Genomic DNA, 25,514 nt, shown 5'->3' on the forward strand with positions numbered 1-25,514 from the left:
GGCGGGGCCCGGGGCCCAAAAGTGTGGCCGTCAGCGATGCCTCCAACAGCGGCTGCACGCCGCGCTGTTGGCGACCGCACCGTGCTGCCACCGCGACCGAAGCGAGCCCGAATGACTGCGCCCGTACCCCCGTTCCCCGCCGATTTCCTCTGGGGCGTCTCCGCCTCGGCGTTCCAGATCGAGGGCTCGCCCGCCGCCGGCGGCCGGGGCCCCTCCTCCTGGGACGCGTTCACCAAGGAGCCCGGCCGCATCAAGGACGGCTCGCACGCGGACGTGGCCACCGACCACTACCGCCGCTACCGCGAGGACGTGGCCCTGATGGCTGGACTCGGCGTCGGCGCCTACCGGTTCTCGGTGTCCTGGTCGCGGGTCCTGCCGGACGGCCACGGGCGGGTCAACCGCGAAGGGCTGGACTTCTACGACCGGCTGGTCGACGCGCTGTGCACCGCCGGGATCGCCCCCGTGCCCACGCTGTTCCACTGGGACACACCGCTGGCCCTGGAGGAGAAGGGCGGCTGGCTCAGCCGCGACACCGCCGAACGGTTCGCCGCGTACGCCTCGGTGGTCGCGGAGCGGCTCGCCGACCGCGTCCCCATGTGGATCACCATCAACGAGCCCGCCGAGGTCACCCTCCTCGGGTACGGGCTCGGCGAGCACGCCCCCGGCAGGCGCCTGGTCTTCGACGCCCTGCCCGCGGCCCACCACCAGCTCCTGGCCCACGGCCTCGGCGTACAGGCCCTGCGCGCCGCGGGCGCCCGCCGGATCGGCATCGCCGCCTCGCACAGTCCCGTGTGGGCCGCCGGCGAAGGCGAGGCCGACCGCGCCGCCGCCGAGCTGTACGACACCCTCACCAACCGCCTGTTCTCCGACCCGATCCTGACCGGCGCGTACCCCGACGAGGGCCTGGCCTCACTGCTGCCCGGCCCGGTGGCGGAGGACCTCAAGACGATCTCGGCCCCGCTGGACTGGTACGGCGTCAACTACTACAACCCCATGCTCGTCGGAGCCCCGCGCCCGAGCGGGCCCGCAGGAGAGTTCGGGGGCATCGAGATCCCGGCGGACCTCCCCTTCGACATCCGGCCGATCGAGGGGTACGAGCACACCGACTTCGGCTGGCCGGTGGTCCCGGACGGGCTGCGCGAACTGCTCGTCTCCCTGCGCGAGCGCTACGGCGACCGGCTGCCGCCGCTGTACGTCACCGAGAACGGCTGCTCGTACGCGGACGGGCCCGATCCCGTGACGGGCCGGATCTGCGATGCGCGCCGGATCGCGTACCACGCCGACCATCTCGCCGCCCTGCACCGGGCGATGGCGCAGGGCGTGGACGTCCGCGGCTACTTCATCTGGTCGATCCTCGACAACTTCGAGTGGGCCGAGGGGTACCGGCAGCGGTTCGGGCTGGTCCACGTCGACTACGAGACGCTGGAGCGGACTCCGAAGGACTCGTACGCCTGGTACCGCGACGTGGTCAAGGGCGGAAGATGACCGTCGGGCGCACCGCCGAGGACAGCGCCGGCCCGCTCGACGCCGGCCCGGTCGGCGGGCGGTGGATCAGCGCACTGTCCCTCGCCAATCTGGGCGTCTGGGTCGGCTGGTTCGGTCCGCTCCAACTGCTGCTCGCCCGCCAGGCGCAGCAGCTCGCCCCGGACCACAAGGCCTCCACGCTCGCGCTGGTGACGGGAGTGGGCGCGGCCGTTTCGATGGTCGCCAACCCGGTGTTCGGGGCCCTGTCGGACCGTACGACGGCATCGGTGGGCCGGCGGATCCCCTGGGTGGCGGCCGGTGTCGCGGGCGGGGCGGGCGGGCTGCTCGTCCTCGCGCGGGCTTCGAGCGTCGCCGTGGTGATCGCGGGCTGGTGCGTGGTCCAACTGGCCCTCAACGCGGCCTTCGCCGCGCTCACCGCGGCCGTGCCCGATCAGGTCCCGCCCCGTCGGCGCGGCCTGGTCGGCGGCTGGCTCGGCGTCGCGCAGGTCGGCGGCATCCTGGTCGGTACGGCGCTGGCCACCGTCGCGGGCGGCATCACGGCCGGGTACCTCGCGTGCGCGGCGTTCTCGGTGCTCGCGGCCGTCCCGTACGTGGTGATGCGGCGCGACACCCGGCTCTCCCCCGCGGCCCGGCCGCCCTTCCGGTGGCGGGCCTTCCTCACCGGTTTCTGGATCGACCCGCGCCGGTACCCCGACTTCGGCTGGGCCTGGCTGACGCGCTTCCTGATGAACCTGTCGTACTCCGTCAGCACCATGTACCTGCTGTACTACCTGACGGACGCGGTGCACTACGAGGACGACGCGGACACGGGCGTGCTGGTCCTGACGGCCCTCAACGCGCTCACCCTCCTGGCCACGGTGGTGGTCGGCGGCGTCCGGTCGGACCGTACGGGCCGGCGGAAGGTCTACGTCATCGGGTCGGGGCTGGTCATCTCCGCGGCGACGCTGCTGCTCGCCGTCTGGCAGACCTGGACCGGAGCGATCGTCGCCTCACTGGTCCTCGGGGTCGGCTTCGGCATCTACACGTCGGTGGACTTCGCCCTGCTGACGGACGTGCTGCCGACGGCGCAGGACCGGGGCCGGGACCTCGGCGTCATCAACATCGCCAACGCCCTGCCCCAAGTGCTGGCTCCGGTGATCGCCGCGCCGGTGGTCACGCATTTCGGCGGGTACACGGCGCTCTACGCGCTCGCGGGCGCCCTGGCGCTGGCGGGATCGGTGCTGGTCCGCCGGATCCGCGGGGTCCCGTAGCACCGGACGGGGGCGCCGTGGCACCTGGCGCCCGCGGTGCCACCGGACGGGCCGGTGACACCGCGGGCAGGGTGGGTCAGGTGTTGGTGCAGGTGTGGGCACCGGTCGGGTTCAGCGCCCCGAGGATGTTGATGCTGTTGCCACAGAGGTTGATCGGGATGTGGATCGGCACCTGGACGACGTTGCCCGAGAGGAAGCCCGGCGAACCGATGGCGTAGCCGTCGGCCGTCGCGTCGGCGGCAGCGCTGCCGATACCGCCGAGCGTCGCACCGACGACCAGACAGGCCGCAACGGCCAGGGTACGGATCTTCATGTGGATCTCCCATCGCATGAGGGTGTGCCGGGCCATCCCATACCAGTGGGGCCCGAACCTCCCCGATTCACCCGGTCGTGGGCGCTGTCCGCGCCGCGGTACCGGCGGCCGGGAGGGACGTGCGACCGAGAAATTTCCGCGAAGGGCAATCCCCCGAGCGCTCTGGAGCGTATGCCCCTGTGGAAGTCTCTCCAGGAAGGAAACTCATGGCGATCTTCACTCACCTCATCCCTGCAAAACACCGCCGTCACGGAAAGAGGGACATGACCTCGGGGACCCACGACAGCACCGAGAGGCGCCGTCACCGTCGCCGCCGTCACACTGACCACGGCAACAACGGAAACCACGGTCACGGCTGGTGACCGCCGAGGACGGCTGAGCGGATCCGCCCCCGCGGTCCGCCCGGCCGCCGATCGTTCAGGAACGCGACGATGAGACACGTGGCGCGGCATGCCGTGCGGCGGCTGCTGTCGGTGGCGGACGACCCCGACTCGGTCGTCGCCGCCGCCCCGCCCGTCACCCCGCGCGAGGCGTTCCGGCGGTTCTGGCCCTACACCCGTGGCGGCCGGCGCTGGCTCGTCCCGATCCTCCTCTTCAGCACGATCGGCCCGCTGATCGACGCGGCCGAGATCTGGCTCTTCAAGGTCGTGGTGGACGAGGTACTCGTTCCGCGCGATCTGCGCCCGTTCCTGTGGATCGCGCTGGCCTATCTGGGCCTGGTGCTCTTCTCGGGCGTTCTGGAGTTCGCCGACGACGTGATGTCCACGTGGGTCGGCGAGCGTTTTCTGCTGGCCCTGCGCGCGGACGTCTACCGGCACGTCCAGGGCCTCTCGCTCGGCTTCTTCGAGCGCCGGCGACTGGGAGACGTACTGTCCCGCATCACCGGCGACGTCGACGCGATCGAGACGTTCCTCCTGTCGGGCGTGGCCAACGGCCTTTACCACGTGATCCGGTTGGGCGTCTTCCTCGGCCTGCTCTTCTACCTGCGCTGGGACTTGACCCTCCTCGCGCTCGTGATCGTGCCGCTCTTCTGGGGCGCGGCCCGGCGCTTCTCCCGGCTGGTCAAGGCCGCGTCCCGCGAGCGGCGCCGGCGCAGCGGCTCGATCAGCGCGATAGCCGAGGAGTCGCTCGGCAACATCGCGCTGGTGCAGGCGTACAACCGACAGGGGACGGAGGAGGGCCGGTTCGCCCGCGAGAGCACGGGCCGGTTCCGGGCGGCGATGGTCTCGGCCCGCATCCGCTCCGTGTACGGCCCGATCGTCGAGGTGATCGAGCTGACCGGTGCGCTGGCCGTGCTGGCCCTGGGTACCTGGAAGCTGGCGCAGGGGCAGCTCACGCTGGGCGGACTGCTGGTCTTCGTCGCGCTGTTGGGCAAGCTCTACAGTCCGATCCGCGACCTGTCCCAGCTCACCAACACGTTCTACGCGGCGTCCGCGTCGGCCGAGCGGATCATCGAACTGCTCGACCAGCGTCCCCAGGTCGTCGAGGTGGAAGCCGCCCGTGCCCGGAGGATCGGGCGCGCCCGGGGCAATGTCGAGTTCCGCGGCGTCTCCTTCCGCTATCCGGGCACGGCGCGGTGGTCCCTGCGCGACGTGTCGTTCCGCGTCGAGCCGGGTGCCACGCTGGCGCTGGTCGGGGCGAGCGGCGCCGGCAAGTCCACGGTCGGCAAGCTGCAACTGCGCTTCTACGACCCGGACCGGGGGGCGGTGCTCCTCGACGGCACCGATCTGCGGGAACTGCGACTGTCCGAACTGCGGGAGAACGTCGCGGTGGTGCTCCAGGAGACGCTCGTCTTCCACGGCACGGTCCGGGAGAACATCGCGTACGGCCGGCCCGGCGCGACGGAGGCGGACATCGTCGCGGCCGCGCGTGCGGCCGATGCCGACGGGTTCATCCGGCTGCTCCCCGAGGGCTACGACACCGTCGTGGGCCAACGGGGCCGGACCCTGTCCGGCGGTCAGGCCCAGCGCCTGGCGATCGCCCGTGCGATGGTCCGGGACGCGCCCGTACTGCTCCTGGACGAACCGACCACCGGTCTGGACGCCGAGTCGGGCCGCCGGATCATGGAGCCGCTGCGCCGGCTGATGGCCGGCCGGACGACCATCGTGATCTCCCACAACCTGCTCACCGTCCGCGACGCGACGTCCACGGTGGTGCTGGACCGGGGCCGGGTGGCGCAGTCCGGCACGCACGAAGAGCTGCTCGTACGCGACGGCCCTTACGCCCGCCTGCACCGGGTGAACGGCGGCGCGCCCGGCCCCGGCCCCGGCCCCGCCAAGGCCGACTCCCCGCTGAAGGTGCTGTCATGAGCACTGCTGCCATCGCCCGGCCTCCCGCCCCGCTCCTCGCGCCCGGCACGGCCCCGGCGCCCGGGTACGAGGTCCTGGCGCACCTGGCCCGGACCGGCTGGCTCGACCTGTACGACGCCTGGAGCGAAGAGCGGGACTGCCGGTGCGTGGTGAAGGTGCTGCGCCCGGACCGCCGGGGCGAAGCACGGCTGGCCGACCGGCTCGTCCGCGAGGGCCGCTGGCTCCGGCGCTTCACGCATCCGCACCTGGTACGCGCGTACGAGACCTTGGAGTCGCCCGAGCCGCTGGTGGTGCTGGAGACGTTGACGGGCGAGACGCTGTCGCACCTCGTCGACCGGCTGCCGCGGCGGGCGGGCGCCGAGGACGTGGCCGTCCTCGGCGTGCAGTTGTGCTCCGCGGTGCACTACCTGCACGGGCAGGGGCTGCTGCACCTGGACCTCAAGCCGTCGAACGTCGTGGTGGACGGCGGTCACGCGAAGGTGCTCGACCTCAGCGTCGCCCGCGCTCCCGGCACCGCCCCCGCGGGGGTCGGCACGTTCGGCTACATGGCCCCCGAACAGGCGTGCGGGGGCCTGCTGTCGGCTGCGGCCGACGTCTGGGGCATCGGCGTCACGCTGTACGAAGTGGCCACCGGGGAGGTCCCGTTCGACCCCGGCGAGACCTTGGACACGAACACGGGCGCGGGCGGGGGCGGGGCCTCCGGGAGCCGGGACGCGGCCGACGACTGGTACCCGCAGCTCGAAGGACCGGCTCCGCCCGTCACCGCCCGGCGCCGGTTGCCCCGTGCCCTGGCGGCGGCCATCGACGGCTGCCTGCGCCCCGATCCCGCGGCCCGGCCCACGGTGTCCGAACTGTCCGCCGCGCTCGACGCGACGCTGCGCCGGCGGCGGCGCGACACCCCCGTGCCGGAGTGAGCGGGAGCGCCGTACCGGAGCGACCGGAACGGGCCATGGCCGTACGAGGGCGTCTGGTGGGGGTGACAGCGTCTATGTAATGTCACATTGCATGATGCTCTTACGACGCGCCGCGTCCGTCACGGCCCTCCTCACCACCGTCCTTCCCCTGGCCGTCACCGCGCCCGCGCACGCGGACGGGGCCACGCCGTGCCGCACCGCGGCCCCCGCACCCGCCCTCGCCACACCCCCCGACCCCGAGCAGGCGCGGCTCGCGGACGCCCGGACCACGGCGCTCGTCGAGCGCGCCGGATTCGGGGACTTCGTCCGGCGCTTCCCCGCCGCGCTGTGCACCGCCCGCAGCGCCGCCGAGGCCGGGCGGCTGCTCGACGACTGGGGCGGGGCCCTCTGGCAGGCCGCCGTGCGCCGCGCCCAGGGGCAGCGGCCCGGCGGTGACCTCGCCGCCGGGGACGACCGGCCGCTGTACTGGACCCGGCTGGCCATGACCACCGCGCTCGCCCGCTGGCAACCGGGGTTCCCCCTCGACGCCCCCGCGCTGCGCACCCGCTTCGAGGACGCTTCCCGCGGCCTCACGGACAACGCCTTCCGGCCGGCGCCGGGCGTACGGCGCGTCTTCATCAGCGGCTTCGACCCGTTCGGGCTCGACGGCGAACTGCGCCGCGCCAACCCCTCCGGTTCCGCCGCCCTCCAGCTCAACGGGCGCCGCATCACCCTCGCCGACGGCAGCCCCGCCGAGATCCGCGCCGTCGTCCTGCCCGTGCGGTACGCGGACTTCGACGCCGGCATCGTGGAGCGGGCCTTCACGCCGCGCCTGGCCGGCGGCCGCGGCGCGGCGGACGTCATCACCACCATCAGCCAGGGCTACCCCGGCATCTTCACCCTGGAGGCCTGGGCGGGCCGTTCCCGGTCGGCGGACCCGTACCCCGACAACACCGGCTCCCTCTCCGGCGGCACCCGCGAGCACCCGGTGACCGCTCCCGGCCTCGCCCCGGGCGCGGAGTTCATCCGGACCACGCTCCCGACCGACGCGGCGACCGGCGCCGTGCAGAGCCCGTACCCGGTGCTCCTCAACACCGCCGTCACCGAGATCCCGGCGGGCGCCACCGCCTCCGTGGACCGCTCCGACGGCCCGACGCCGGGTTCGCGGGCCGTGGCGGGCGGCGGGGGCGGCTACCTGTCCAACGAGGTGGCCTACCGCTCCAACCGCCTCCGCGGCGACCTCGCCCCGCAGCTGCCCGGCGGCCACCTGCACACCCCCGTCCTCACCGGCCTCCCGGCGGACCCGGCCCTGCTGACGGGCCCCGACTTCGAGCGCAACGAGAGCGCGATCACCGCGGAGGTCCGAACCGTCCTCGAACACACCGCGGCCCGCCCGTGATCCCCTGACCCGTGATCCGCCACCGTTTGAGGTCGAAACCCGCGCCCTGCCCGGCCCGGGCCCGCTCCCGCCCCTCCAGCCAGGCCCGTTCGCCGAGCTTGTACGAGACGGCCTGGCCGGGCCTACCCAGATAGCGGATCACCTCGCTGTCCAGACGGGCAGCGGGCCGGCTGGAGTAGCGGCCGAGGAACTCCCGCGCCAGTGCGGGCGTCCAGCGTTCTCCCGGCCGCAACGGCGAGCCGGCGGGGATGCGCAGCCGCAGGTGCATGCCGATGTCGACGATCACCCGCAGGGCGCGCACCATCTGGGCGTCGAGGTGGCCCAGCCGGTGCGCGGGGTCGGTGAGGAACCCCAGCTCGTCCATGAGGCGTTCGGCGTACAGGGCCCAGCCCTCGGTGGTGGCGCTCACCTTGGCGACCTTCGTCTGGTAGCGGGAGAGACCGTCCGCGAGGAACGTCCAGTGCTGGCGCGGCGCCGCGGCCGTTCCGCGGCCCACGCCCTCGGCGAGGGAGGCCCGGTGGCCGTCCGGGCATTCGGGCACGGCCCGCAGCCGCTGCGCGATCGCCGCCCAGTCCTCGGGCGTCCGGGTCGGCATCACCGCGAAGACCTTGCGCACCCGGTGCCGGGGCGAGGAGATGCTGTTCACCGCGCGCAGGTGTTCGCCGGCTTCGTACTGGGCGAGTTCCGCGTCGAGGCGCTCCCGCAGCAGCCGTGTGCACCGCCTTTCGACGTCGGCGGTGCCCGCGCCGGGCGGCCGTGGCGCGGCCTCGGCCACGGCGAGCCGTACGAGGGTCCCGCGCGCGGGCTCGGTTAGGTGCCGGTGATCGGGTCGAGCGCGACCAGGGCGTCGACGTGCGCGTCGGAGATCTGGCGGGGCAGCTCATGCTGCGGCCTCAACATGCCCGGGGTACTGCCCAGTGCCTCCCCCGGGCACGCCCCGGACCGGGTCTTTGGCCGGCCTCGCGCGGCCGCCGGCGGGCGCGCGAGGCCGCACACCGCCGCCCTCCCGTCCGCTCACGCTCTGCGCGCCGGGCCGTCACGCCCCGACGTGCGCCCCCACGGGAGTGGTGCGCTAAATGGTGTACGGGACCGACGTGACGTGACGTGCGGACCCGGGTCCCGCACCCGAGAGAGAGGCGGCGCGATGAGCAGCACGCCGAGTACCACGCCTCGCAGTACCAGCAGCGGCTGGGCGGCGGGCGGCACGATGTTCGCAGGTGTCCTGATGATCGTCGGCGGCGTGTTCGCCATCATCGAGGGCATCGTCGCCATTGCCAATGACGAGGTGTACCAGCACATCGGTAACTACACCTTCAAGTTCGACCTCACGACCTGGGGCTGGATCCACCTCATCGTCGGCATCCTCGTACTCGTGGCCGGTGCGGCGATCCTCAAGGGTTCGGAGGCGGGCCGGATCACCGGTATCGCACTGACCTGCCTGTACGTGATCTTCCACTTCATGTGGCTGCCGTACCAGCCGGTCTGGTCGATCATCGCCATCGCCATCGGCGTCTTCGTGGTGTGGGCCCTGTGCACCGACGTCCCGCGGACGACGAAGCCCTGACGGTGTGGCGGCGGCATCCTGACATCGCCGATACCCTCGTGCCGGTACGCGTACGTCACCGGCACGGGGAGCACGGACAGCATGACGATTCATCGGCCGGGCCGGCCCCAGGACCTGCCCGCAGCGGAACTCCTCTGGGCCCGCTGGGCGTTGGTCGCCGTACTTGAGGCGACGACGGCGGCGGAGGGCCGCGGGGTCCACCGCACCGGCCACTGGATCGACGCCGGCGCACTCCGTCTCGACGACGCCGGCTGCACGTGGTGGGCCCTGGCCCGGATGGGCCGGGGCCGCTTCGTGCTCTACGGCGAGGACGAGTCGAGCGGCGTCAAGTGGCACGAGCCCCGCGTGGACGTGCTGGCTCAGGGCCCGGACTGGCTCCCGTACGAGACGCTGCGCGAGCTGGTCGGGAGCTGGGAGCTGGGCTGCGTCTACTGGTACGAGAACGGCGCCTGGGCCCGCGCGCCGTATCCGGAAGACCTCTCGGACGACGGCTTGGACTGCGGTATGCACCGCTTCGCGGAACGCGGGGAGGTCCTCGACCTGCTGGCCGGACACGGCCGGGCCGCACAGGAGCTCCTGGACGCCGCCGAGGAGTACCGGCTGGCGCCGCGGGAGCTGGATTCGCTGGTCGCCGCCGCGGGCGCCGCCGGTGACGAGGACCGGGACGAGCCCTGGGACCTGCCCGCCATGCACCGCGCACTGGACCTGGCCGGCCTCTCGGCCGAGTCCGTCCCCGCCGCTTAGGACCGGTGGGCGCAGCGCCTTCAGGGAGTGCACGGGTTCGGGAAGTGCTCTAGCGTCGTAGGGAGCGAGCCTCCGAGCAGAGGTGGGAACAGTGGCAAGTCCGACTCCGGCCCAGTTCCGGGCCGTCCACGGCGACATGGGGCACTGGCAGGCCGTCGATTTCGAGATCTACGAGCACCTCGTCGAGAACCAGTACGTCGTGGGCCCGCCGTCCCGGCCGGAACCCGCCGACCGCCCGCCGGCCCGCCATGACCGCAACCCCTCGCCCGGGCACCGGCCGCCGGGCTAGGCGGCCGGTGCCCGGGCGCGGGTCGTTCCTCACGCGGCGGGTGCGGGGGTGGCGTCCGGGTGGTCCGCCCGCTTCGCCGCGCGGCGGCGCAGCGCGTCCTCGTCCGTCTCCGCGTCGTAGGTCACCAGTTTCGGCAGCAGCGCGGACAGGGCCGCGACCGCCGCCACGCACATCAGGCCGCCGCTCCAGAACGCCGGCCGGGTGCCCGTCCAGCCCGCGACGGTGCCCGCGCGGACCTGGCCCAGCTGCGGACCCACGCTGTACGACAGCACCTCGATGCCCGCCAGCCGCCCGCGCAGCTCCTCGGGGATGGTCTGGTTCCAGATCGTCGCCCGGCCCAGGCCGCTCAGCATGTCGCCGGCGCCCGCGACCGCCAGGCAGACGAGCACCACCCGGATGTCGGTGAACCAGCCGGCCGCCGCGATCGCCGCACCCCAGACCGCGGCTCCGCACACCACGAACAGCCCGTGCCGCCGTACCCGTGAGGTCCAGCCGCTGGTCATCCCGAGGACGAGGGAGCCCACGGCGCCCGCCGAGTACATCAGGCCCAGCGCCCACACGGCGTCCAGCTCGTCCGCGAGGAACGGGAAGATCGTGTTGGGGAAGGCGAAGAACATCGCCGCCAGGTCCACCGCGTAGGTGCCGAGGAGCACCGGCCGGCTCCACGCGTAGCGCGCGCCCTCGGCGATCGCGCGCAGCGAGGGCCGTTCCGAGTCGGGCGACGGAGGTGCCGGGGACAGCCTGGTGCACAGCGCGACGGACACTGCGAAGCCGCCGACGGTGACTCCGTAGGCGGCCGGGTAGCCGGCGTAGGCGACGACCAGGCCGGCGAGCGCCGGTCCGGCGATCGCACCGATCTGGTAGCGCAGCGCGTTGAGCGCGGCGGCCGCGGTCTGCTGCTCGTGCGGCACGATCCGGGCCATCATCGAGTCCAGGGCGGGGCGCTGCAGCCCGGCTAGCGCCGAGACGCCGGCCGCGACCACGTACAGGGGCCACAGCATCGGGCTCGGCAGCAGGGAGTTCACGAGCAGCACGAGGGCCAGCGCCCCGAGTCCGGCCTCGCTCAGCAGGATCAGCCGCCGCCGGTCGAGCGCGTCGGCGAGGGCCCCGCCGTACAGGCCGAAGACGACCAGCGGGACCAGTTCCACCGCACCCATCGCACCGACCGCGAGCGGCGAGTCCGTCAGGTGCTTGATCTGGAGCGGGAGGGCGATCATCGCCATGAAGGAGCCGAAGAACGTGACGGCGCCCTGGAAGAAGAGCAGCCGGAAATCACGGCTCGAACGCCACGGGGCGAGGTCGGGAAGCAGGCCGGACAGGCGGGTGGTACTCACGACGGATCATCGTGCGTGACCCGCCCGCGCCCGGGCAACGGGTTTTCCCGGTGCTCGGGCGCGGCCGGGTCCGGTCAGCTCGCGCCGGCGCCCAGGTGCTGCCAGAGGAAGGTGTAGGCGAGGGCGTGGTTGACGGCGGCCTGTTCGTTGTCGCTGGCTCCGCCGTGTCCGCCGCCGGTGTTCTCGTGGAAGAGCACCCGGTGGCCCAGTTCCCGCAGCCGGGCGGCCGTCTTGCGGGCGTGGCCGGGGTGGACGCGGTCGTCGCGGGTGGAGGTCATCAGCAGCAGGGGCGGGTAGGGCCGGTCCGCGGAGAGGTTGTGGTAGGGGGAGAGGTCTTCGAGGTGGGGCCGGTCGGCTTCGCTGTCGGGGTCCCCGTACTCGGCGACCCAGGAGGCCCCGGCGAGCAGGCGGTGGTAGCGGAGCATGTCCAGGAGCGGCACCTTCGCGACGACCGCACCGAAGAGCTCCGGGTGGCGGACGAGCATCGCGCCCATGAGGAGGCCGCCGTTGCTGGCGCCCGTGATGCCGAGCCGGTCGGGGGTGGTGATGCCCCGGGCGGTGAGGTCGGCGGCGACGGCGGCGAAGTCCTCGAAGGCCCGTACCCGGTTCGCGCCGAGGGCGGCCCGGTGCCAGGCGGGGCCGTACTCGGAGCCGCCGCGGATGTTGGCGACCGCGTACGTGCCTCCGCGGGCGAGCCAGGCGCGGCCGGTCAGCGCGTTGTAGCCGGGGGTCTGCTGGTCGCGGAAGCCGCCGTACCCGTAGAGGAGCGCGGGGCCGGGCTGGTCCTGGCCGGCGGGGCCGACGACGAAGTACGGGACCCGGGTGCCGTCGGCGGAGGTCGCGAAGAACTGGCGGACCGACAGTGCGCGGGCGTCGAACCGGGCGGGGGCCTGCTTGATCGGCTCGGAGTCGGCGCCGATGTGCCCGTACGCGAGGGTGGAGGGCTGCAGGTAGCCGTCGATGTCGAGGAAGTACTCGTCGCTGACGTCCGGGTCGGTGTCGGTGACGGTGGCCGAGGACAGCGCCGGCACGTCCGCCAGCGGACGGCGGCTCCAGCCCTCCGGGCCGGGGGTGAGGACCTCGATGCGGGTGGCGACGTCGGCCAGCGTCTCCAGGATCAGGTGGTGGCGGGTCCAGCTGTGGCCGGCCAGCGCGGTGCGCTCGTCCGGCGCGAACAGCACGTGCGCGGTGCGGTCCCCGGCGAGGAACGCGTCGAAGTCGAAGGCGAGGAGCGAGCCGGCCGGGTGTCCCAGCCAGGGGGTCTTCGGGGTGACGACCAGCCACTGCCGGTACGCGTACTTCCCGGCGTCGTCCGGCACGTCGATCCTGACGAGCCGGTCGCCGTCGGCGAGCAGGTACAGCTCGTGGTGGAAGAAGTCGGTGGAGCGGGAGACGAAGTCGCGCTCGTGGCCGGGGGTCGCGTCGTGCCAGCCGGCGGCGGACACGTCACCGGCCTCTGCCTCGAAGACGACCCCGGCGTCCGCGACGGGGGTGCCCCTGCGCCAGCGCCGGACCGTACGGGGGTAGCCGGAGGCGGTCAGCGAGCCCGCTCCGAAGTCGGTGCCGAGGAAGACCGTGTCCTCGTCGATCCAGCCGATCCGCGTCTTCGCCTCCGCGACCTCGAAGCCGCCCTCGACGAAGGCCCGCTCCGCGAGGTCGAACTCGCGGACCACGACGGCGTCGGATCCGTCCCGGGACAGCTGGACCAGCGCCCTGCGGTAGTCCGGGTACCGCACCCGGGCTCCGGCCCACACCCACTCCTCGCCCTCCTGCGCCGCGAGGGCGTCGACGTCGAGGAGCACCTCCCAGGCGGGATCGTCCTTGCGGTACTGCTCCAGCGTCGTACGCCGCCACACGCCCTTCGGGCGGTCCGCGTCGCGCCAGAAGTTGTAGAGGTGCGCGGCGCGGCGGACGGTGTACGGGATGCGGTCGGCGTCGTCGAGGACCTCGCGCAGTTCGTCGCGCAGCGCTTCGAAGCGCGGGTCGCCGGTGAGCGCGGCGGCGGTCTCGGCGTTGCGCTCCCCCACCCAGGCCAGCGCGGCCCCGCCCTCGACGTCTTCCAGCCACAGGAAAGGATCTTCAGCAGTCACCCCCCGATTGTGCCGCCCCGCGGGGCCCGCCGGAGCCGCTCCCGTCGAAGCGGGCGCGCCGGGCCCGCTCCCGGGGCGGGCCGGTCATGCGGACAGCGGCCGGTCGTGGGCGCCGACGGGGGCGGGCAGGGCCGTTGAGCCGGTGAGGTAGCGGTCCACGGCGGCGGCCGCGGCCCGGCCCTCCGCGATGGCCCACACCACCAGGGACTGGCCGCGCCCGGCGTCGCCGGCCACGAAGACCCCGTCGGGCCGGCGGAGCGGGGACCGGGCCGGTGGCGCGCCCCAGGCCGGTGGCACGCCCGCGGTCGGGGCCTCGGCCCAGGGCGGCGCCTTGGCGCACGGAGCCTGTGCGTGCGGGGGCGGCGGTTCCCCGGCACCCTGCGGCGGTGGCTCACCGAGGGCCGCGTAGTGCGCGTCCCGGGCGAAGTTCCCCCGGCCGTCGCGGGCGAGCCCGAGCTGTTCACCGAGGCGGCAGTTCCGCTCGGGGCCGGAGAAGCCGAGCGCCAGCAGGACCAGTTGGGCTTCGATCACCCGCTCGGTGCCCGGCATCGGCTGCCTCCCGGCGGGCTCCACCGCCGTCAGGTGCAGGGCCCGTACCCGGCCGGCCGGGTCGCCTTCGAAGTGCATGGTCGCGCTGGAGAAGACCCGGGGGTCGGAGCCGTGGCGGCCGCGCGCCTCCTCGTGGGCGTGGGAGATCCGGTACACCTGCGGGTGCACCAGCGGCCAGGGCTCGGCATCGGGCCGGTCGGGGCCCGGTTCCGGGCGGATGTCGAGCTGGACCACCGACAGCGCTCCCTGCCGCAGGGCGGTGCCCAAGCAGTCCGAGCCGGTGTCCCCGCCGCCGACGATCACCACGTGCCGGCCCTCGGCCGTGATCGCGGGCGCCGCGTGATCGCCCTCGCAGACCCGGTTCGCGCAGGTCAGGTAGTCCATGGCCTGGTGGATGCCGCGCAGCCCGCGGCCCGGTGCGGGCAGTTCCCGGCGCTCCGCGGCGCCGACGGCGACGACGACCGCGTCATGGCGCCGGCGCACGGCGGCCGCGTCCATGGCGCCACCGATGTCTGCGTCGGTGCGGAAGACGGTGCCTTCGGAGCGCATCTGGGCGATCCGCCGCTCCAGGTGCACCTTCTCCATCTTGAACGCGGGGATGCCGTAGCGCAGCAGGCCGCCGATCCGGTCGGCCCGCTCGTACACGACGACGGTGTGCCCGGCCCGGGTCAGTTGCTGGGCCGCGGCGAGCCCGGCCGGGCCGGATCCGATGACGGCGACGGTCTGCCCGCTGAGCCGGCCGGGCGGCGCCGGCGGCGTGTAGCCGCGTTCCCAGGCCTGGTCGGCGATGGTCTCCTCGACGTTCTTGATGGTCACCGGGTCGGCGTTGATCGCCAGTACGCAGGAGTCCTCGCAGGGCGCCGGACAGAGCCGGCCGGTGAACTCGGGGAAGTTGTTGGTGGCGTGCAGCCGCTCGGCTGCGGCCCGCCAGTCGCCGTGCGCGGCGTAAGCGTTCCACTCCGGGATGAGGTTGCCCAGGGGGCAGCCGCCGTGGCAGAACGGGACGCCGCAGTCCATGCAGCGGTTCGCCTGCTCGGACACCACGGGCAGCAGCGTCTGCCCGGCGTGCACCTCCCGCCAGTCGCCGAGCCGCTGGTCCGCGGGGCGCGACGGGACGGCGTTGCGGGGGGTCCTGAGGAACCCGTACGGATCGGTCATGCGCCGCCTCCCTGGTCACAGGCGGATACGGCGGTCAGACCAGGCTACGCCGCCTCGGGCGCGGCTTCCCGGCGGCGGCCGGGCTCCCCGTGGGCGGCCTCAGCCCAGGAAGGCGGAGGTGGCGGCCAGGAACCGTTCGGCGTCGTCGAGCCAGGGGGCGTGGCCGGCTCCGGGCTGGACGACGAGGCGGGCCCGCGGGAACAGCCCCGCGTACTCGGCCGCGGCGGACGGCGGCAGCGATACGTCGTACTCGCCCGCGAGCACGAGCACGGGTGCCCCGCACCCCGCGAGGGCGGTGCGGGTGGCGGCCGGGTCGAAGGCGCCCTCGGCGGCGTAGGCGGCCGCGGCCTCGCCGTTCTTCTGCAGGTCGTCGGCGGCCTCGAAGCGGCGGGCGGCGTCGTCCCAGCGCCCGTGGAGGAACGGGGCGATCGCCTGCCGGCTGTCCGCGGTCGCCCGGCCGGCGACGACGGCCTCCAGGGCCGCGTACGCCGCCGGGTACCAGGGCTCGTCCCCGCGCAGCCGCGCGGTGTCGAGCCGGGTCCCGCCGGTGATGGTGATGCCGACGGCCATGACGCTGGGAGTGAGCAGGACGAGGCTGGCGATCCGGTCCGGGTGGCGGCCGGCGTACAGGGCCGCGAGGTTCGCGCCGGCCGAGTGGGCGAGCAGGTCCATCCGGTCGAGGCCGAGGTGCTCGCGCAGGGCCTCGACGTCGTCGACCTGCCGGTCGCAGCGGTAGGTCGCGGTGTCGGCGGGTGTCTGCGACCGGCCGGTGCCCCGGAGGTCCAGGAGGATCAGCTGCCGGTGGGCGCCGAGCCCGCCGAGCCGTCCCAAGTAGGCGGCGTCGCGCATCGGCCCGCCGGGGAGGCAGACCAGCGGGGGTCCGTCCCCGGACACCCGATAGGCGAGCTCGGTTCCGTCGGAGGCGGTGAAGGTGGGCATGGGCCCCGACCTTGTCAGCGGTTTCCGGACCCGGCAACCGGGTTTTCCCCGCGGGCCGGCGGCCCGGGGGGAGCCGGCCCGCGGGGAGGCCGCGGGGCGGGGGCCTGCGGGGCGGGAGCCTGCGGGGCGGGCGCGCCGGTTACAGCGCGGCGCGGGTCTGCGCGACGAGGTCCCGCGCCCCGGCGACGGTCGCCGTCAGCGCCTCGCCGGTGGTGCCCGGCGCGCCCAGCAGCTCGCGGACGCGCCGGCCGAAGCCGGCGGGTGCGCCGGGCAGCGTCTCGGCGACGGCCAGTGCGCCCTTCTCGTTCAAGCACCAGCGGCGGTCCGCGGCGAACAGCGCCTGCACCAGGACGCCGACGGCCCGCGACAGGCACAGCGAGACGTACAGGGCGTCCCCCCGGGCAGCGCCCTTCGCCGCGCCCTCGACCAGGAACTCCGCCTCCCACGCCGCTGCCGTCAGCACGTCCCGCAGCGGTTCGGGGTATTCGGCGGTCTGGCGCCGAAGGTCCGTCAGCTCGCCCGTCGGATCGGCCAGCACCCGGCCGAGCGCCACCTCGCCCGCGTAGCAGGGCGACCAGAACCCGAGCGGGTGCCCGGCCTGGGTGCCGACCTCGTACCGGCCTTCGCGGCACTCCTCCCAGACCTGCCCGACGCGGTCCAGGTCCCGCAGGATCCAGTCGACGGCGCTCCCCTCGACCCGCAGCCACGCGCCGCCGTTGACCCAGGGGCCCCAGCCGCCGGGTGCGGCCACGTCCACCTCGGGCCCGGCCAGCGCGCGCAGTGCGGCGAGGTCGGGAGCGCCGCGGTAGTAGACCCCGAGGTCCCAGTCCGATCCGGGCCGGTGCTCGCCGCGGGCCCGGCTCCCGCCGAGCATCACACCGACCACGCCGGGTACCCCGGCCAGGCGGTGCGCCATGTCCTTGATGATCGTCTCCACGACGCGAGTCTCGCACCGGCCCCGGCGCCGGACCAGTGCTTTCCGGCCGGGCGCCCCGTCGGGAGGAGGGGCCCGCGCCCCCCACCGCTAGGAACTGGTCGGCTCGGGCCGCCTCGGCGGGCTCCGCGGCAGGCAGGCCCGCGGTCAAGTAGCTCTGCACGACGCCTAGTTCGGAGGCGGTGAATCCCCGGCCGTATCGACCGGGCCGCCGGCGAGCGGGCCGCCCGTGAGCGGGCCGAAGAAGGGCCGGCCCGGGTCGTTGGCCGCTGCTCCACCGTCAGCAGGACCCGGCGCCGGTCGCGATCGTCGCGGCGGCGGCGGACCAGGCCCAGCCGTTCCAGCCGGTCGGGCAGGGCGGTGGTGCCCGCCGAGTTGAGCTTGAGGGCTTCGCCGAACCGACCCGGAGTGACGGTTTCGCCCGCCCGGTCGGCGTCGGGCAGCTGCACCCGGGCCCGCAGGCCGGTCGGGTGGAGTCGGGCGTCCGGCGAACTCGACGCCACACAGGTGGAGTTCCACCGTGACCGCCCCTGCACGCGGCGCGGCTCGTCCACCGGCTGGTGCTCCTCGACCGACCCGACGCTTCGCCGGCTACGCCCCGGCCTCCTGCTGCGTTCGCTGCTCGTGCTGGTGCGCCCGACGACGGCCCGCGCGCCCGCCCACGTCGACCGCGGGGCGGCGGACACGGGCACCGATCCGGCCCGGAAGCGGCTCTTCGCCCCGGCGGCCTCGGACGTTGCGCACGGCAGGCTCGTCGTCGGCCGCCGCCCGGTCCTGGGCCGGCCCCGAAGGGGAGCCGGACGGGGGCATCGGCCTCGGGGAGGTCAGTCCAGGTCGAGGTGGTAGGCGCCGGCCACGGCATCGGCGAACAGCGTGAACTGGACCCGGGGGCCCGCCTCGCCGCCGTGGCCGCCCTCGGCGTCGGCCTCGCCTTCGAGGTCCACCTCGACCGGCTCGGCGTCCACGAGGACGTACTCCCCGTAGCCCTCGAAGTCCCCGGGGCCGTCTGCGACGCCGATGTGGATGGGGGTCTCGTCGGGCAGTGCCGCCAGCGCCTCGCGGAGCCGGCCGGCGGTCCACACCTGCGGATTGTGATCGAACGTGTCAGCCATGCGGCGACATTAGAGCGCGGAGGGTGCACCATGGCCACGGCACGCCGGTCGGTTTCCCGCATACGCGACGACACTCACCCGGAGTGCGTCCAGAGGCCGCCCAAGTGCGCGTGGAGCACGTCCTGCGCCTGCTGGGGGGTGAGGTGTCCGATGAGGACGTGTGCGGTGAGACCGTCCGCGAGGGCGAGGAGGGTGCGGGCCTCGCGCTGCGGATCGAGGGGTGCGGAGCGGCCGGAGTCCTCCGCGGCTTCTGCGATGAGCTGCGTGAACGACTCTTGCAGGGCCGCGTAGTTCGCCTTCAGCGTCTCGGCGAGCGGCTCGCTGACGGCCGCCTGCGCGACGAAGGCCAGCCAGACCCTGGCCTCGGCCCGGTGCTCCTCGCGCAGCAGGGAGACCTCCGTGGCCGCGTGGCCCAGTGCGGTGCCGGCCGACTGGGCCGGGCTCCGCACGAGCCGGGCGCGTACGCGCTCGCCGATGCGCTCACCGACGTAACCGAGGGCGAAGACGAGCATCTCGTCCTTGGTGCGGAAGCACCGCTGCACGGCGCCCATCGAGACCTGCGCGCGGGCGGCGACGTCGCGCAGGGTCACGCCTTCGAGACCGCTTTCGTCGGCGAGCCGGCAGACCGCCTCGGCGATGAGGCGGCGTCGGCCGTCGTGATCCACCTGCCTGGGCATCCCGGTCTCCTCCCACCCGCGGCAGGGCTTCCTGCCGTGCGGCTGAGTTTATTCGATGCATGCGCATCGGTTCTCGGGTTAATGTTCCGATGCAAGTGCATCGGAACAGGGAAGGGAGAGGGTTCGCGCCATGCCGGATCCTTTGTGGAAACTGTCGGCCGCCGCGCTGGCGCGGGCCGTACGCCGCGCGGACGTGTCGGCCGTCGAGCTGGTCGACAGCCACCTGGAGCGCATCGCCGAGGTCAACCCGCAGGTGAACGCGGTGACCCAGCTCCTGGCGGAGCGCGCACGTACGGCCGCCGCCCGCACCGACCGGCTGCGGGCCGAAGGGGCGCTGCTGGGGCCGCTCGCGGGTGTGCCGTTCACGGTGAAGGAGACCACCCCCGTCGAGGGCGCGGCGACCACCTTCGGCACCCCGCGCTTCCGCGATCTGGTGGCCCCGGCCGATGCGCCGCCGGTGGCTCGGCTGCGCGCGGCGGGGGCCATCCCGATCGGGCACGCCAACGTACCCACCCTGATCCTGGCCGGGATGCACACGCGCAGCGAGCTCTACGGCGACACGGTCAACCCGTGGGACCGCACCCGGACCCCGGGCGGCAGCAGCGGGGGTGACGCGGTGGCCGTCGCCACGGGCATGGCGGCGCTCGGCCTCGGCAACGACTCGGGCGGATCGGTGCGCATCCCGGCCCAGTTCTGCGGGGTGGCCGGGCTGAAGCCGTCCACGGGCCGCTTCCCGGCGGACCACCGCGTCCTCGGCCCGGACGACCCCGGCCCGGCGTCCCAGATGCTCGTCACCGACGGGCCGCTGGCGCGGTCGGTGGGCGACCTGCGGCTGGCGTACGAGGCACTGGCCGGCACCGATCCGCGCGACCCGCGGGCCGTGCCCGTGCCCGTGTACGGGGAACCCCTGCCCGGACCGGTGAAGGTCGCGGTGGTGGCCGATCCCGGCGGTCAGGGCGTCCACCCCGCGGTGCGCGCGGCCGTGGCGGCCGCCGCCGGGGCGCTGCGCGACGCGGGGTACGAGGTCCGCGAGGTGGCGGACGTACCGCGCATGGCCGAAGCCCTGGAGGCGTACGGCCGGATCACCGTGACCGAGTTCGCCCGGAGCTGGCCGGTGGTGCGCACGCTGCTCGGCGCGGGCGGGGACCGGTACGTGGCGATGATGATGGAGCAGACCCCGCCCGCGAGCAGCGACGAGCTCGTGGAACTGATGGGCCGTTGGCTGAACATCCGCCGCTCATGGGCGGAGTTCCTGCACGAGTACCCGCTGCTGCTCGGCCCCGTGTTCACCGAGCCGCCGGTCGAGCCGGGGCTGGAGTCGCGCGACCGGGCGGGCCGCGACCGGGTCGGGGCGGGCATGCGGCTGTGCACGGTGACCAGCTTCGTGGGCGTCCCGGCCGTGGCCGTGCCGACGGGGGTGGTCGACGGGCTTCCGTGCGGGGTTCAGATCGTCGGGCGCGCATTCCGGGAGGACCTGTGCCTGGACGCCGCCCAGGCGATCGAGGACCGGCTCGGGGTGCTCACGCCGGTGGACCCGCGGGGCTGAGACCGGAGCGGCCCGCAGCACCGGCGGCCCCCGGTGACCGTCACGGCCTGACGTCACGGCCCGGCGGCACGGCCCGGCGGCACGGCCCGGCGTCACGGCCCGGAGTCACGGCCCGGAGTCACGGCCCGGCGTCACGGCCCGGCGTCACGGCCCGGCGTCACGGCCCGGCGTCACGGCCCGGCGTCACGGCCCGGCGGCACGGCCTGCCGGCCCAGGCTGCCGGCACGGGCCACCGTCACAGGCCGCCGGTGTGGAGCAGCCGGTTCGGGGTGCCTGCCGGGACCCCGGTCAGGACGTCGCGGACGGCCTGTTCGGTGAGCCAGCTGCGGACCTGGGCGGGCGTCGCCGCGGGGTGTGCGCTCAGGTAGAGGGCGACGGCGCCGGTGACGTGCGGGGCGGCCCACGAGGTGGCGGCGGAGTCGCTGGTGGCGGTGGAGCCGCCCGCGACCGCGGAGGTGATCTTCTCCGCAGGGGCGTAGAGGTCCACGCAGGGGCCGTGGCCGGAGCCGAAGCTGCTCCCGTCGCTCCAGTGGCGGTCGTCGGCGGTCGCGGCGGCGACGACGATCGCGCCGTGGGCGCCGGCCGGGGAGTGGCCGCAGGAGTCGTCGTTGAAGTTCCCGGCCGCGACGACCGTGGTGATCCCCGCTTCGATCATGTGCTGGACGGCGGCGTCGAGGGCAGTGGAACGACCCTTGAGGTTGAGGGACATGTTCACCACGGCCGGTCGCTGCGCGTGGGCGGTCACCCACTCCACGGCCTTGACGACGGAATCCTCCGGCGCGGTGCCCGGGGTGACGTCCTTCGCGTGGGGGCCGCTGCCCTCCTCGCAGGCGATCGCCTGGACCCGCACGATGCCCGCCTTCGGGGCGACCCCGTACGTGCTGCCGCCGATGATGCCGGCGACGAACGTGCCGTGACCGAGTCCGCTGCCGTCGAAACAGTCACCGGCGTCCGGGTCCCCGACGAAATCGGCGCCGAGGACCGCCCGACCACCGAACTCCGCATGCTTGACGTCGAGTCCGGTGTCGATCACGTAGACGTGCACCCCGCTGCCGTCGGCCCGCGCGGTGAACTTACCGTCGAGCGGGCGGCTGCGCTGGTCGAGGCGATCGAGGTTCCACGGAACTCCGGTCCGTACGACGGGCTTTGCCCCCACCGGGCCGGACGGCATCGGGCTCGCGCTCACGCTCGCACTGGCCGAGGGAACGCCGCCGGACCCCGGAACACCGGACGGGCCCCCGGACGGCGATGCCGCGCCGGACCCCGGGGCGCCGCCGGGGCCGGGCACCTCGTGCGGCGAACACCCCGCGACCCCCATCGCCGCGACTGCCACGACCCCTACGAGCAGCACCCTGCTCTTGCGCCCGCGCTCCATGGCCCGCCCCCTGTCTCCCCGCGGCTCGGCGCCGCCGCGGACGAAGACGCCCGCCCCTCCCCCACCGGTTGCGGCCCGGCACGATCGGGGATCGCGGACGTCAGCCGTTCAGGGACGTCATCAGCTCAGGGGCGTAGCGGTCGCCCGAGACCACTCCGTGCGGGGCCACCGCGTCGATGGCGGCCAGGTCGGCGTCGGTGATCGCCACCGCGGTGGCGGCGATGTTCTCCTCCAGGTACCGGCGGCGCTTGGTGCCCGGGATCGGCACGGCACCCCGGCGCAGCGTCCAGGCCAGGGCCAGCTGTGAGGGGGTGACGCCCTTCTCCGCGGCGAGGCGGCGCACCTGCTCGACGACGGCCAGGTTGCGGGCGAAGTTCTCGCCCTGGAAGCGCGGGTCCGTACGGCGGAAGTCGTCCGCGGCGAAATCGTCCGGGGTGGTGATCGCGCCGGACAGGAAGCCCCGGCCGAGCGGCGAGTACGCGACGAGCCCGATGCCGAGCTCGCGCAGGGTGTCGAGGACGCCGTCGTGCTCGATGCCGCGCTCGAAGAGGCTGTATTCGGTCTGTACGGCGGCGAGCGGGTGCACGGCGTGCGCACGGGCGATGGTGGCGGGCGCGGCTTCGCACAGGCCGATGTGGCGGACCTTGCCGGCGGCGACGAGCTCGGCCAGGGCGCCGACGCTCTCCTCGATCGGGACGTCGGGGTCGACGCGGTGCAGGTAGTAGAGGTCGATGTGGTCGGTGCCGAGGTGGCGCAGGGAGCGGTCGGCCGAGCGGCGGATGTACTCGGGGGTCGCGTTGTGGCCGCGGAGGGCGCCCTCGTCGGTGAACTCGACGCCCGTCTTGGTGGCGACGACGGCGGCGTCCCGGCGGCCGGTCAGGGCCTTGCCGAGGAGCTGCTCGTTGAGGAAGGGGCCGTAGCCCTCGGCCGTGTCGAGCAGGGTGACGCCCAGCTCCAGGGCGCGGTCGATGGTGGCGAGGGATTCGGTCTCGTCGGTGGCTCCGTAGTGGGCGCTCATGCCCATCAGGCCGAGGCCTTCGGCGCCGACCTCAAGGCCCTGACCACCCAGTGCGCGGATCTCCATGGCGTGTTCTCCTCAGTAAGTAACTAACTGGATAGTTCGACTATGCACCCGACGCGCGCCGCATGTCAATAACCAGATAGTTACTTGCTAGGCTTCGCCCATGGCACGGGATTCCAGCGCGACCAAGGCACGCCTGCTCGACGCGGCGTTCTCCGAGTTCGCCGCGTACGGCATCGCCGGCGCGCGCGTCGACCGCATCGCCGAGGCCGCGCAGGCGAACAAACGGCTCATCTACGTCTACTACGGCAACAAGGAGCAGCTCTTCGACGCCGTGCTCCAGCGGGCGCTGGAGACGGGTGCGGAGTCGGTCCCCTTCAACGCCGGGGACCTGCCGGGTTACGCGGGCGCCGTCTTCGACCACCTGGTCGCACAGCCGTCCCTGATGCGGCTGATGCTGTGGAAGCAGCTGGAACGGCCCGGCGCCGCGGACCCGGTGGTGGCGGCGTCCTACCGCGGCAAGATCGAGGCCGTGGAGGAGGCGCAGAAGGCGGGCCACGTCGACGCCTCGATGGATCCGGCCGACGTCCTCACCTTGGTGACGGGCCTGGCCCAGGCCTGGTTCGGCGCGGTGGGCGGCCCTGCGGCGGGCGAGTCGGGCACCGGCTGGGAGCCCGGGCGCCAGGCCCGCCACCGCGCGGCGGTGACGGAAGCCGTACGCCGCGCCACGACTCCGCGCCGGGATCCGGCCTAGGCAGCGTTTTGTCGATCACTTGTCGAGCCAGACGAGGGTGCTGGGCGAGGGTGATCGCTGCCTGGTAGTGGGCGGGGTGCTTGTCGTAGCGGGTGGCGATGCCGCGCCACTGCTTGTGGGCGGTGGAAGCAGCGTTCGACGACGTTGCGGCGCCGGTAGACGGCCCGGTCGAAGCGGCAGGCCGGTTTCCGGCGCCGGGATCGGCCCGCGAGTTGGTCGGCCCGCTCCGGGATGGTCGCTTTGATCCCACGCCTGCGGAGGTAGGCGCGGCAGGTCCGGGACGAGTAGCCCTTGTCGGCGAAGACCCGCTCGGGCCTCACACGAGGTCGTCCCGCCCGCCGACGGCGACACGGATGAGGCCGATGACGGTCTCGGCCCGGGTGCAGCCGTTGCGGGTGCCCGCGGTCAGCACGAACGCCAGGGGCCGGCCGCGGTCGTCGCGGGCAAGGGGAATCTTGCTGGTCAGCCCCACCGCGGGAACCTCCAAGAACTCGTTCTTCGAGCCCCCTATGGCGGCGGTGTGCTGGCCGCTGGGAGGGTGCCCCGGGCGCCGGGCATCGCGAGGCGGAGGGGAGCCCGAGTACTGGACGTACTCGGGCTCCCCGACACCGCAGCGAGGTGCGGTGCCAGACTCCGCGGGCCAGGCGGGACTTTGATACCAGGGACAGAGCTCTCTTCCGGATCACGCCGGACGACCCGCACCCCGGGCCCAGGACGGGACGGGACGACGTCGGTCCCTGGCCGACCACGCGACGCCGCCAGTTCAGGGGGCTGATCGTCACGGCCCGGGCGGGGTCGTGGTCCCACTCCGTACGGAGGCCGATGTCGCAGCACTCGGCGGCGGCCTGCACCAGTCGACCACCGAGAGCCGACTACTGAGTCGGCAGCTGACCGAGCGTTCTGCCGTGGTCCGGCGGCTCCCCGAGCAGCGGCCCGACGTGACACCGCAACCGCCGGGCCGCCCGACCTCTCGCGCTGGGCGCTGTTTCCGTCGATCACGCTCGTGATCCGCCGACTGGCTACTCGTGCGGGTCCGCAGCCGACGGCGGTATCTCGACGACGAAGAACAGAAAGGTGGTCTTGCGCGAAAGGTCAGCGAAGTCGTCGGGGAACAGCTCACGGGCGGCGGGGTCGGGCTGCGGCTCGCTGATGACGGACAGGCGGAATCCGGCGGTGGTAAAGGCATCGGTCATCGCGTGCAACGGCTTGCGCCAGAACCTCATCGGGACGGACCGCCCGTTGAACGTCCAGTCGAAGTCATAGCTGGTGGTCGCGAAGTAGTCGGGCCGAGGGTCATGGATCGTATAGGCCACGAAGGGGTGGTCCACCGACGCGATCAGCCGACCGCCGGGCCTGAGCACTCGCCGCAACTCGGCCAGGGTCGGCCCCCAGTCCTCCAGGTAGTGCAGCACCAGCGACGCGACCACGTCGTCGAACGCATCGTCGGCGAACGGCAGGGGATCGCTCAGGTCGACCACGTGCAGGTCCGCGTCGTCACCGAGCCGCCGCCTGGCCAACGCCAACATCCCGGCGCTCACGTCGATGCCGGTGACGACGGCACCGCGGTCTCGTAGTGCAGCGGTCAGGGGGCCCGAGCCGCAGCCGGCGTCCAGGATCCGGCGACCGGCCACGTCTCCTACGAGGGCTAGCATCGCGGGCCGCTCGTAGTACGCGTTCACGAGGCTGTTCTCGTTCTCCGCCGCGTACGCCTCGGCGAAACCGTCGTAGTCGTTCGTCTGGGCGAGACTCTTGGGCACGTCGGTTAATCGGTCCATCGTC

22 protein-coding genes and 3 pseudogenes are annotated in these 25,514 nt (G+C 73.8%); 10 read left to right on the plus strand and 15 right to left on the minus strand.

All coding sequences use genetic code 11. From position 1 onward, the window contains the following. Positions 1–111 precede the first annotated feature (111 nt). Both OHA65_RS04445 and OHA65_RS04450 read left to right on the plus strand, forming a co-directional pair. Entirely contained in the window at positions 112–1,485 is a 1,374-nt protein-coding gene (locus tag OHA65_RS04445) for a GH1 family beta-glucosidase (protein WP_327281762.1), read from the plus strand. Continuing rightward, on the plus strand, positions 1,482–2,735 hold the full coding sequence (locus tag OHA65_RS04450) for an MFS transporter (RefSeq protein WP_328761636.1): 1,254 nt from the start codon (positions 1,482–1,484) through the stop codon (positions 2,733–2,735). The genes OHA65_RS04445 and OHA65_RS04450 overlap by 4 nt, the downstream gene beginning before the upstream one ends. Before the next feature lie 76 nt (positions 2,736–2,811). Here the strand turns inward: OHA65_RS04450 and OHA65_RS04455 are convergent, their stop codons facing one another. Beyond that, positions 2,812–3,048: a chaplin gene (locus OHA65_RS04455; protein WP_327281764.1), complete on the minus strand. Its 237-nt coding sequence runs from the start codon at positions 3,046–3,048 to the stop codon at positions 2,812–2,814. Between the two features lie 440 nt (positions 3,049–3,488). Here OHA65_RS04455 and OHA65_RS04460 point away from each other — a divergent pair, with 440 nt between their 5' ends. From OHA65_RS04460 to OHA65_RS04470, 3 genes are all read left to right on the plus strand, one after another. Next, positions 3,489–5,357 (plus strand): ABC transporter ATP-binding protein, encoded by a 1,869-nt coding sequence (locus OHA65_RS04460; RefSeq protein WP_405761261.1) that lies wholly within the window; start codon positions 3,489–3,491, stop codon positions 5,355–5,357. Next, positions 5,354–6,271, plus strand: coding sequence for a serine/threonine-protein kinase (locus OHA65_RS04465; protein ID WP_405761264.1), 918 nt, complete (start codon positions 5,354–5,356; stop codon positions 6,269–6,271). The genes OHA65_RS04460 and OHA65_RS04465 overlap by 4 nt, the downstream gene beginning before the upstream one ends. Before the next feature lie 91 nt (positions 6,272–6,362). Further along, complete coding sequence (locus OHA65_RS04470; RefSeq protein ID WP_328761640.1) at positions 6,363–7,649, plus strand: pyroglutamyl peptidase; 1,287 nt, start codon at positions 6,363–6,365, stop codon at positions 7,647–7,649. Here the strand turns inward: OHA65_RS04470 and OHA65_RS04475 are convergent. Then, positions 7,600–8,109, minus strand: a pseudogene (locus tag OHA65_RS04475) (DUF885 family protein); the annotation flags it as partial. The gene OHA65_RS04470 and the pseudogene OHA65_RS04475 sit on opposite strands and share 50 nt — an antisense overlap. A gap of 63 nt (positions 8,110–8,172) precedes the next feature. After that, positions 8,173–8,424, minus strand: a pseudogene (locus OHA65_RS04480) (DUF885 family protein); the annotation flags it as partial. Between the two features lie 369 nt (positions 8,425–8,793). Between OHA65_RS04480 and OHA65_RS04485 the strand changes: the two are divergent. The 3 genes from OHA65_RS04485 (at position 8,794) to OHA65_RS04495 (ending at position 10,246) form a co-directional block, all read left to right on the plus strand. Further along, on the plus strand, positions 8,794–9,213 hold the full coding sequence (locus OHA65_RS04485; RefSeq protein WP_327281768.1) for a hypothetical protein: 420 nt from the start codon (positions 8,794–8,796) through the stop codon (positions 9,211–9,213). Between the two features lie 81 nt (positions 9,214–9,294). After that, the gene (locus OHA65_RS04490) at positions 9,295–9,957 is read left to right on the plus strand and encodes a hypothetical protein (RefSeq protein ID WP_327281769.1); all 663 of its coding nucleotides are present in this window, start codon (positions 9,295–9,297) and stop codon (positions 9,955–9,957) included. A gap of 91 nt (positions 9,958–10,048) precedes the next feature. Then, positions 10,049–10,246: a hypothetical protein gene (locus tag OHA65_RS04495; RefSeq protein ID WP_327281770.1), complete on the plus strand. Its 198-nt coding sequence runs from the start codon at positions 10,049–10,051 to the stop codon at positions 10,244–10,246. Positions 10,247–10,275: 29 nt separating this feature from the next. Here the strand turns inward: OHA65_RS04495 and OHA65_RS04500 are convergent, their stop codons facing one another. The 8 genes from OHA65_RS04500 to OHA65_RS04535 all read right to left on the minus strand — a co-directional run bounded on the left by OHA65_RS04500 (position 10,276) and on the right by OHA65_RS04535 (position 19,039). Next, positions 10,276–11,580, minus strand: a complete 1,305-nt coding sequence (locus tag OHA65_RS04500; RefSeq protein WP_328761648.1) for an MFS transporter — start codon at positions 11,578–11,580, stop codon at positions 10,276–10,278. A 74-nt stretch (positions 11,581–11,654) separates the two neighbouring features. Continuing rightward, entirely contained in the window at positions 11,655–13,670 is a 2,016-nt protein-coding gene (locus OHA65_RS04505) for a prolyl oligopeptidase family protein (RefSeq protein ID WP_405761268.1), read from the minus strand. Between the two features lie 84 nt (positions 13,671–13,754). Further along, positions 13,755–15,377: a glutamate synthase small subunit gene (gltD, locus tag OHA65_RS04510; protein WP_329312678.1), complete on the minus strand. Its 1,623-nt coding sequence runs from the start codon at positions 15,375–15,377 to the stop codon at positions 13,755–13,757. A gap of 99 nt (positions 15,378–15,476) precedes the next feature. Continuing rightward, positions 15,477–16,316 carry an alpha/beta hydrolase gene (locus OHA65_RS04515; RefSeq protein ID WP_327281774.1) on the minus strand — a complete coding sequence of 280 codons (840 nt, stop codon included), beginning with the start codon at positions 16,314–16,316 and terminating at the stop codon, positions 15,477–15,479. A 139-nt stretch (positions 16,317–16,455) separates the two neighbouring features. Continuing rightward, a complete protein-coding gene (locus tag OHA65_RS04520) occupies positions 16,456–17,232 on the minus strand; it encodes a DUF4037 domain-containing protein (protein ID WP_327285986.1) in 777 nt (258 codons plus the stop codon). Next, complete coding sequence (locus OHA65_RS04525) at positions 17,190–17,942, minus strand: MarR family transcriptional regulator (RefSeq protein ID WP_371645830.1); 753 nt, start codon at positions 17,940–17,942, stop codon at positions 17,190–17,192. The genes OHA65_RS04520 and OHA65_RS04525 overlap by 43 nt, the downstream gene beginning before the upstream one ends. A gap of 132 nt (positions 17,943–18,074) precedes the next feature. Continuing rightward, positions 18,075–18,362: a DUF6225 family protein gene (locus OHA65_RS04530; RefSeq protein WP_327281775.1), complete on the minus strand. Its 288-nt coding sequence runs from the start codon at positions 18,360–18,362 to the stop codon at positions 18,075–18,077. A gap of 74 nt (positions 18,363–18,436) precedes the next feature. Beyond that, positions 18,437–19,039, minus strand: a complete 603-nt coding sequence (locus OHA65_RS04535) for a TetR/AcrR family transcriptional regulator (RefSeq protein ID WP_327281776.1) — start codon at positions 19,037–19,039, stop codon at positions 18,437–18,439. Positions 19,040–19,169: 130 nt separating this feature from the next. On the opposite strand from OHA65_RS04535, the gene OHA65_RS04540 reads away from it, so the two are divergent. Further along, positions 19,170–20,585 (plus strand): amidase, encoded by a 1,416-nt coding sequence (locus OHA65_RS04540; RefSeq protein WP_405761272.1) that lies wholly within the window; start codon positions 19,170–19,172, stop codon positions 20,583–20,585. Positions 20,586–20,820: 235 nt separating this feature from the next. On the opposite strand, the gene OHA65_RS04545 is transcribed toward OHA65_RS04540, so the two are convergent. Then, complete coding sequence (locus OHA65_RS04545) at positions 20,821–21,771, minus strand: S8 family peptidase (RefSeq protein WP_327281778.1); 951 nt, start codon at positions 21,769–21,771, stop codon at positions 20,821–20,823. 289 nt (positions 21,772–22,060) lie between these two features. Further along, positions 22,061–23,044: an aldo/keto reductase gene (locus OHA65_RS04550; RefSeq protein ID WP_327281779.1), complete on the minus strand. Its 984-nt coding sequence runs from the start codon at positions 23,042–23,044 to the stop codon at positions 22,061–22,063. 100 nt (positions 23,045–23,144) lie between these two features. Between OHA65_RS04550 and OHA65_RS04555 the strand changes: the two genes are divergently transcribed. Next, positions 23,145–23,735, plus strand: a complete 591-nt coding sequence (locus OHA65_RS04555; RefSeq protein WP_327281780.1) for a TetR family transcriptional regulator — start codon at positions 23,145–23,147, stop codon at positions 23,733–23,735. 43 nt (positions 23,736–23,778) lie between these two features. Here OHA65_RS04555 and OHA65_RS04560 read toward each other — a convergent pair. Both OHA65_RS04560 and OHA65_RS04565 read right to left on the minus strand, forming a co-directional pair. Further along, positions 23,779–24,268, minus strand: a pseudogene (locus OHA65_RS04560) (IS5 family transposase); the annotation flags it as partial. 486 nt (positions 24,269–24,754) lie between these two features. After that, the gene (locus OHA65_RS04565) at positions 24,755–25,510 is read right to left on the minus strand and encodes a class I SAM-dependent methyltransferase (RefSeq protein WP_329312681.1); all 756 of its coding nucleotides are present in this window, start codon (positions 25,508–25,510) and stop codon (positions 24,755–24,757) included. Positions 25,511–25,514 lie beyond the last annotated feature (4 nt).

The organism is Streptomyces sp. NBC_00045 (assembly GCF_045041095.1).
Lineage (GTDB): Bacteria > Actinomycetota > Actinomycetes > Streptomycetales > Streptomycetaceae > Streptomyces.

Bases quoted from the DNA above. Each gene is read 5' to 3' on its own strand.
- OHA65_RS04445 (WP_327281762.1), top strand. From the start codon at position 112: ATGACTGCGCCCGTACCCCCGTTCCCCGCCGATTTCCTCTGGGGCGTC.
- OHA65_RS04450 (WP_328761636.1), top strand. From the start codon at position 1,482: ATGACCGTCGGGCGCACCGCCGAGGACAGCGCCGGCCCGCTCGACGCC.
- OHA65_RS04455 (WP_327281764.1), bottom strand. From the start codon at position 3,048: ATGAAGATCCGTACCCTGGCCGTTGCGGCCTGTCTGGTCGTCGGTGCG.
- OHA65_RS04465 (WP_405761264.1), top strand. From the start codon at position 5,354: ATGAGCACTGCTGCCATCGCCCGGCCTCCCGCCCCGCTCCTCGCGCCC.
- OHA65_RS04470 (WP_328761640.1), top strand. From the start codon at position 6,363: ATGATGCTCTTACGACGCGCCGCGTCCGTCACGGCCCTCCTCACCACC.
- OHA65_RS04485 (WP_327281768.1), top strand. From the start codon at position 8,794: ATGAGCAGCACGCCGAGTACCACGCCTCGCAGTACCAGCAGCGGCTGG.
- OHA65_RS04490 (WP_327281769.1), top strand. From the start codon at position 9,295: ATGACGATTCATCGGCCGGGCCGGCCCCAGGACCTGCCCGCAGCGGAA.
- gltD (WP_329312678.1), bottom strand. From the start codon at position 15,377: ATGACCGATCCGTACGGGTTCCTCAGGACCCCCCGCAACGCCGTCCCG.
- OHA65_RS04515 (WP_327281774.1), bottom strand. From the start codon at position 16,316: ATGCCCACCTTCACCGCCTCCGACGGAACCGAGCTCGCCTATCGGGTG.
- OHA65_RS04520 (WP_327285986.1), bottom strand. From the start codon at position 17,232: ATGGCGCACCGCCTGGCCGGGGTACCCGGCGTGGTCGGTGTGATGCTC.
- OHA65_RS04530 (WP_327281775.1), bottom strand. From the start codon at position 18,362: ATGGCTGACACGTTCGATCACAATCCGCAGGTGTGGACCGCCGGCCGG.
- OHA65_RS04535 (WP_327281776.1), bottom strand. From the start codon at position 19,039: ATGCCCAGGCAGGTGGATCACGACGGCCGACGCCGCCTCATCGCCGAG.
- OHA65_RS04540 (WP_405761272.1), top strand. From the start codon at position 19,170: ATGCCGGATCCTTTGTGGAAACTGTCGGCCGCCGCGCTGGCGCGGGCC.
- OHA65_RS04550 (WP_327281779.1), bottom strand. From the start codon at position 23,044: ATGGAGATCCGCGCACTGGGTGGTCAGGGCCTTGAGGTCGGCGCCGAA.
- OHA65_RS04555 (WP_327281780.1), top strand. From the start codon at position 23,145: ATGGCACGGGATTCCAGCGCGACCAAGGCACGCCTGCTCGACGCGGCG.
- OHA65_RS04565 (WP_329312681.1), bottom strand. From the start codon at position 25,510: ATGGACCGATTAACCGACGTGCCCAAGAGTCTCGCCCAGACGAACGAC.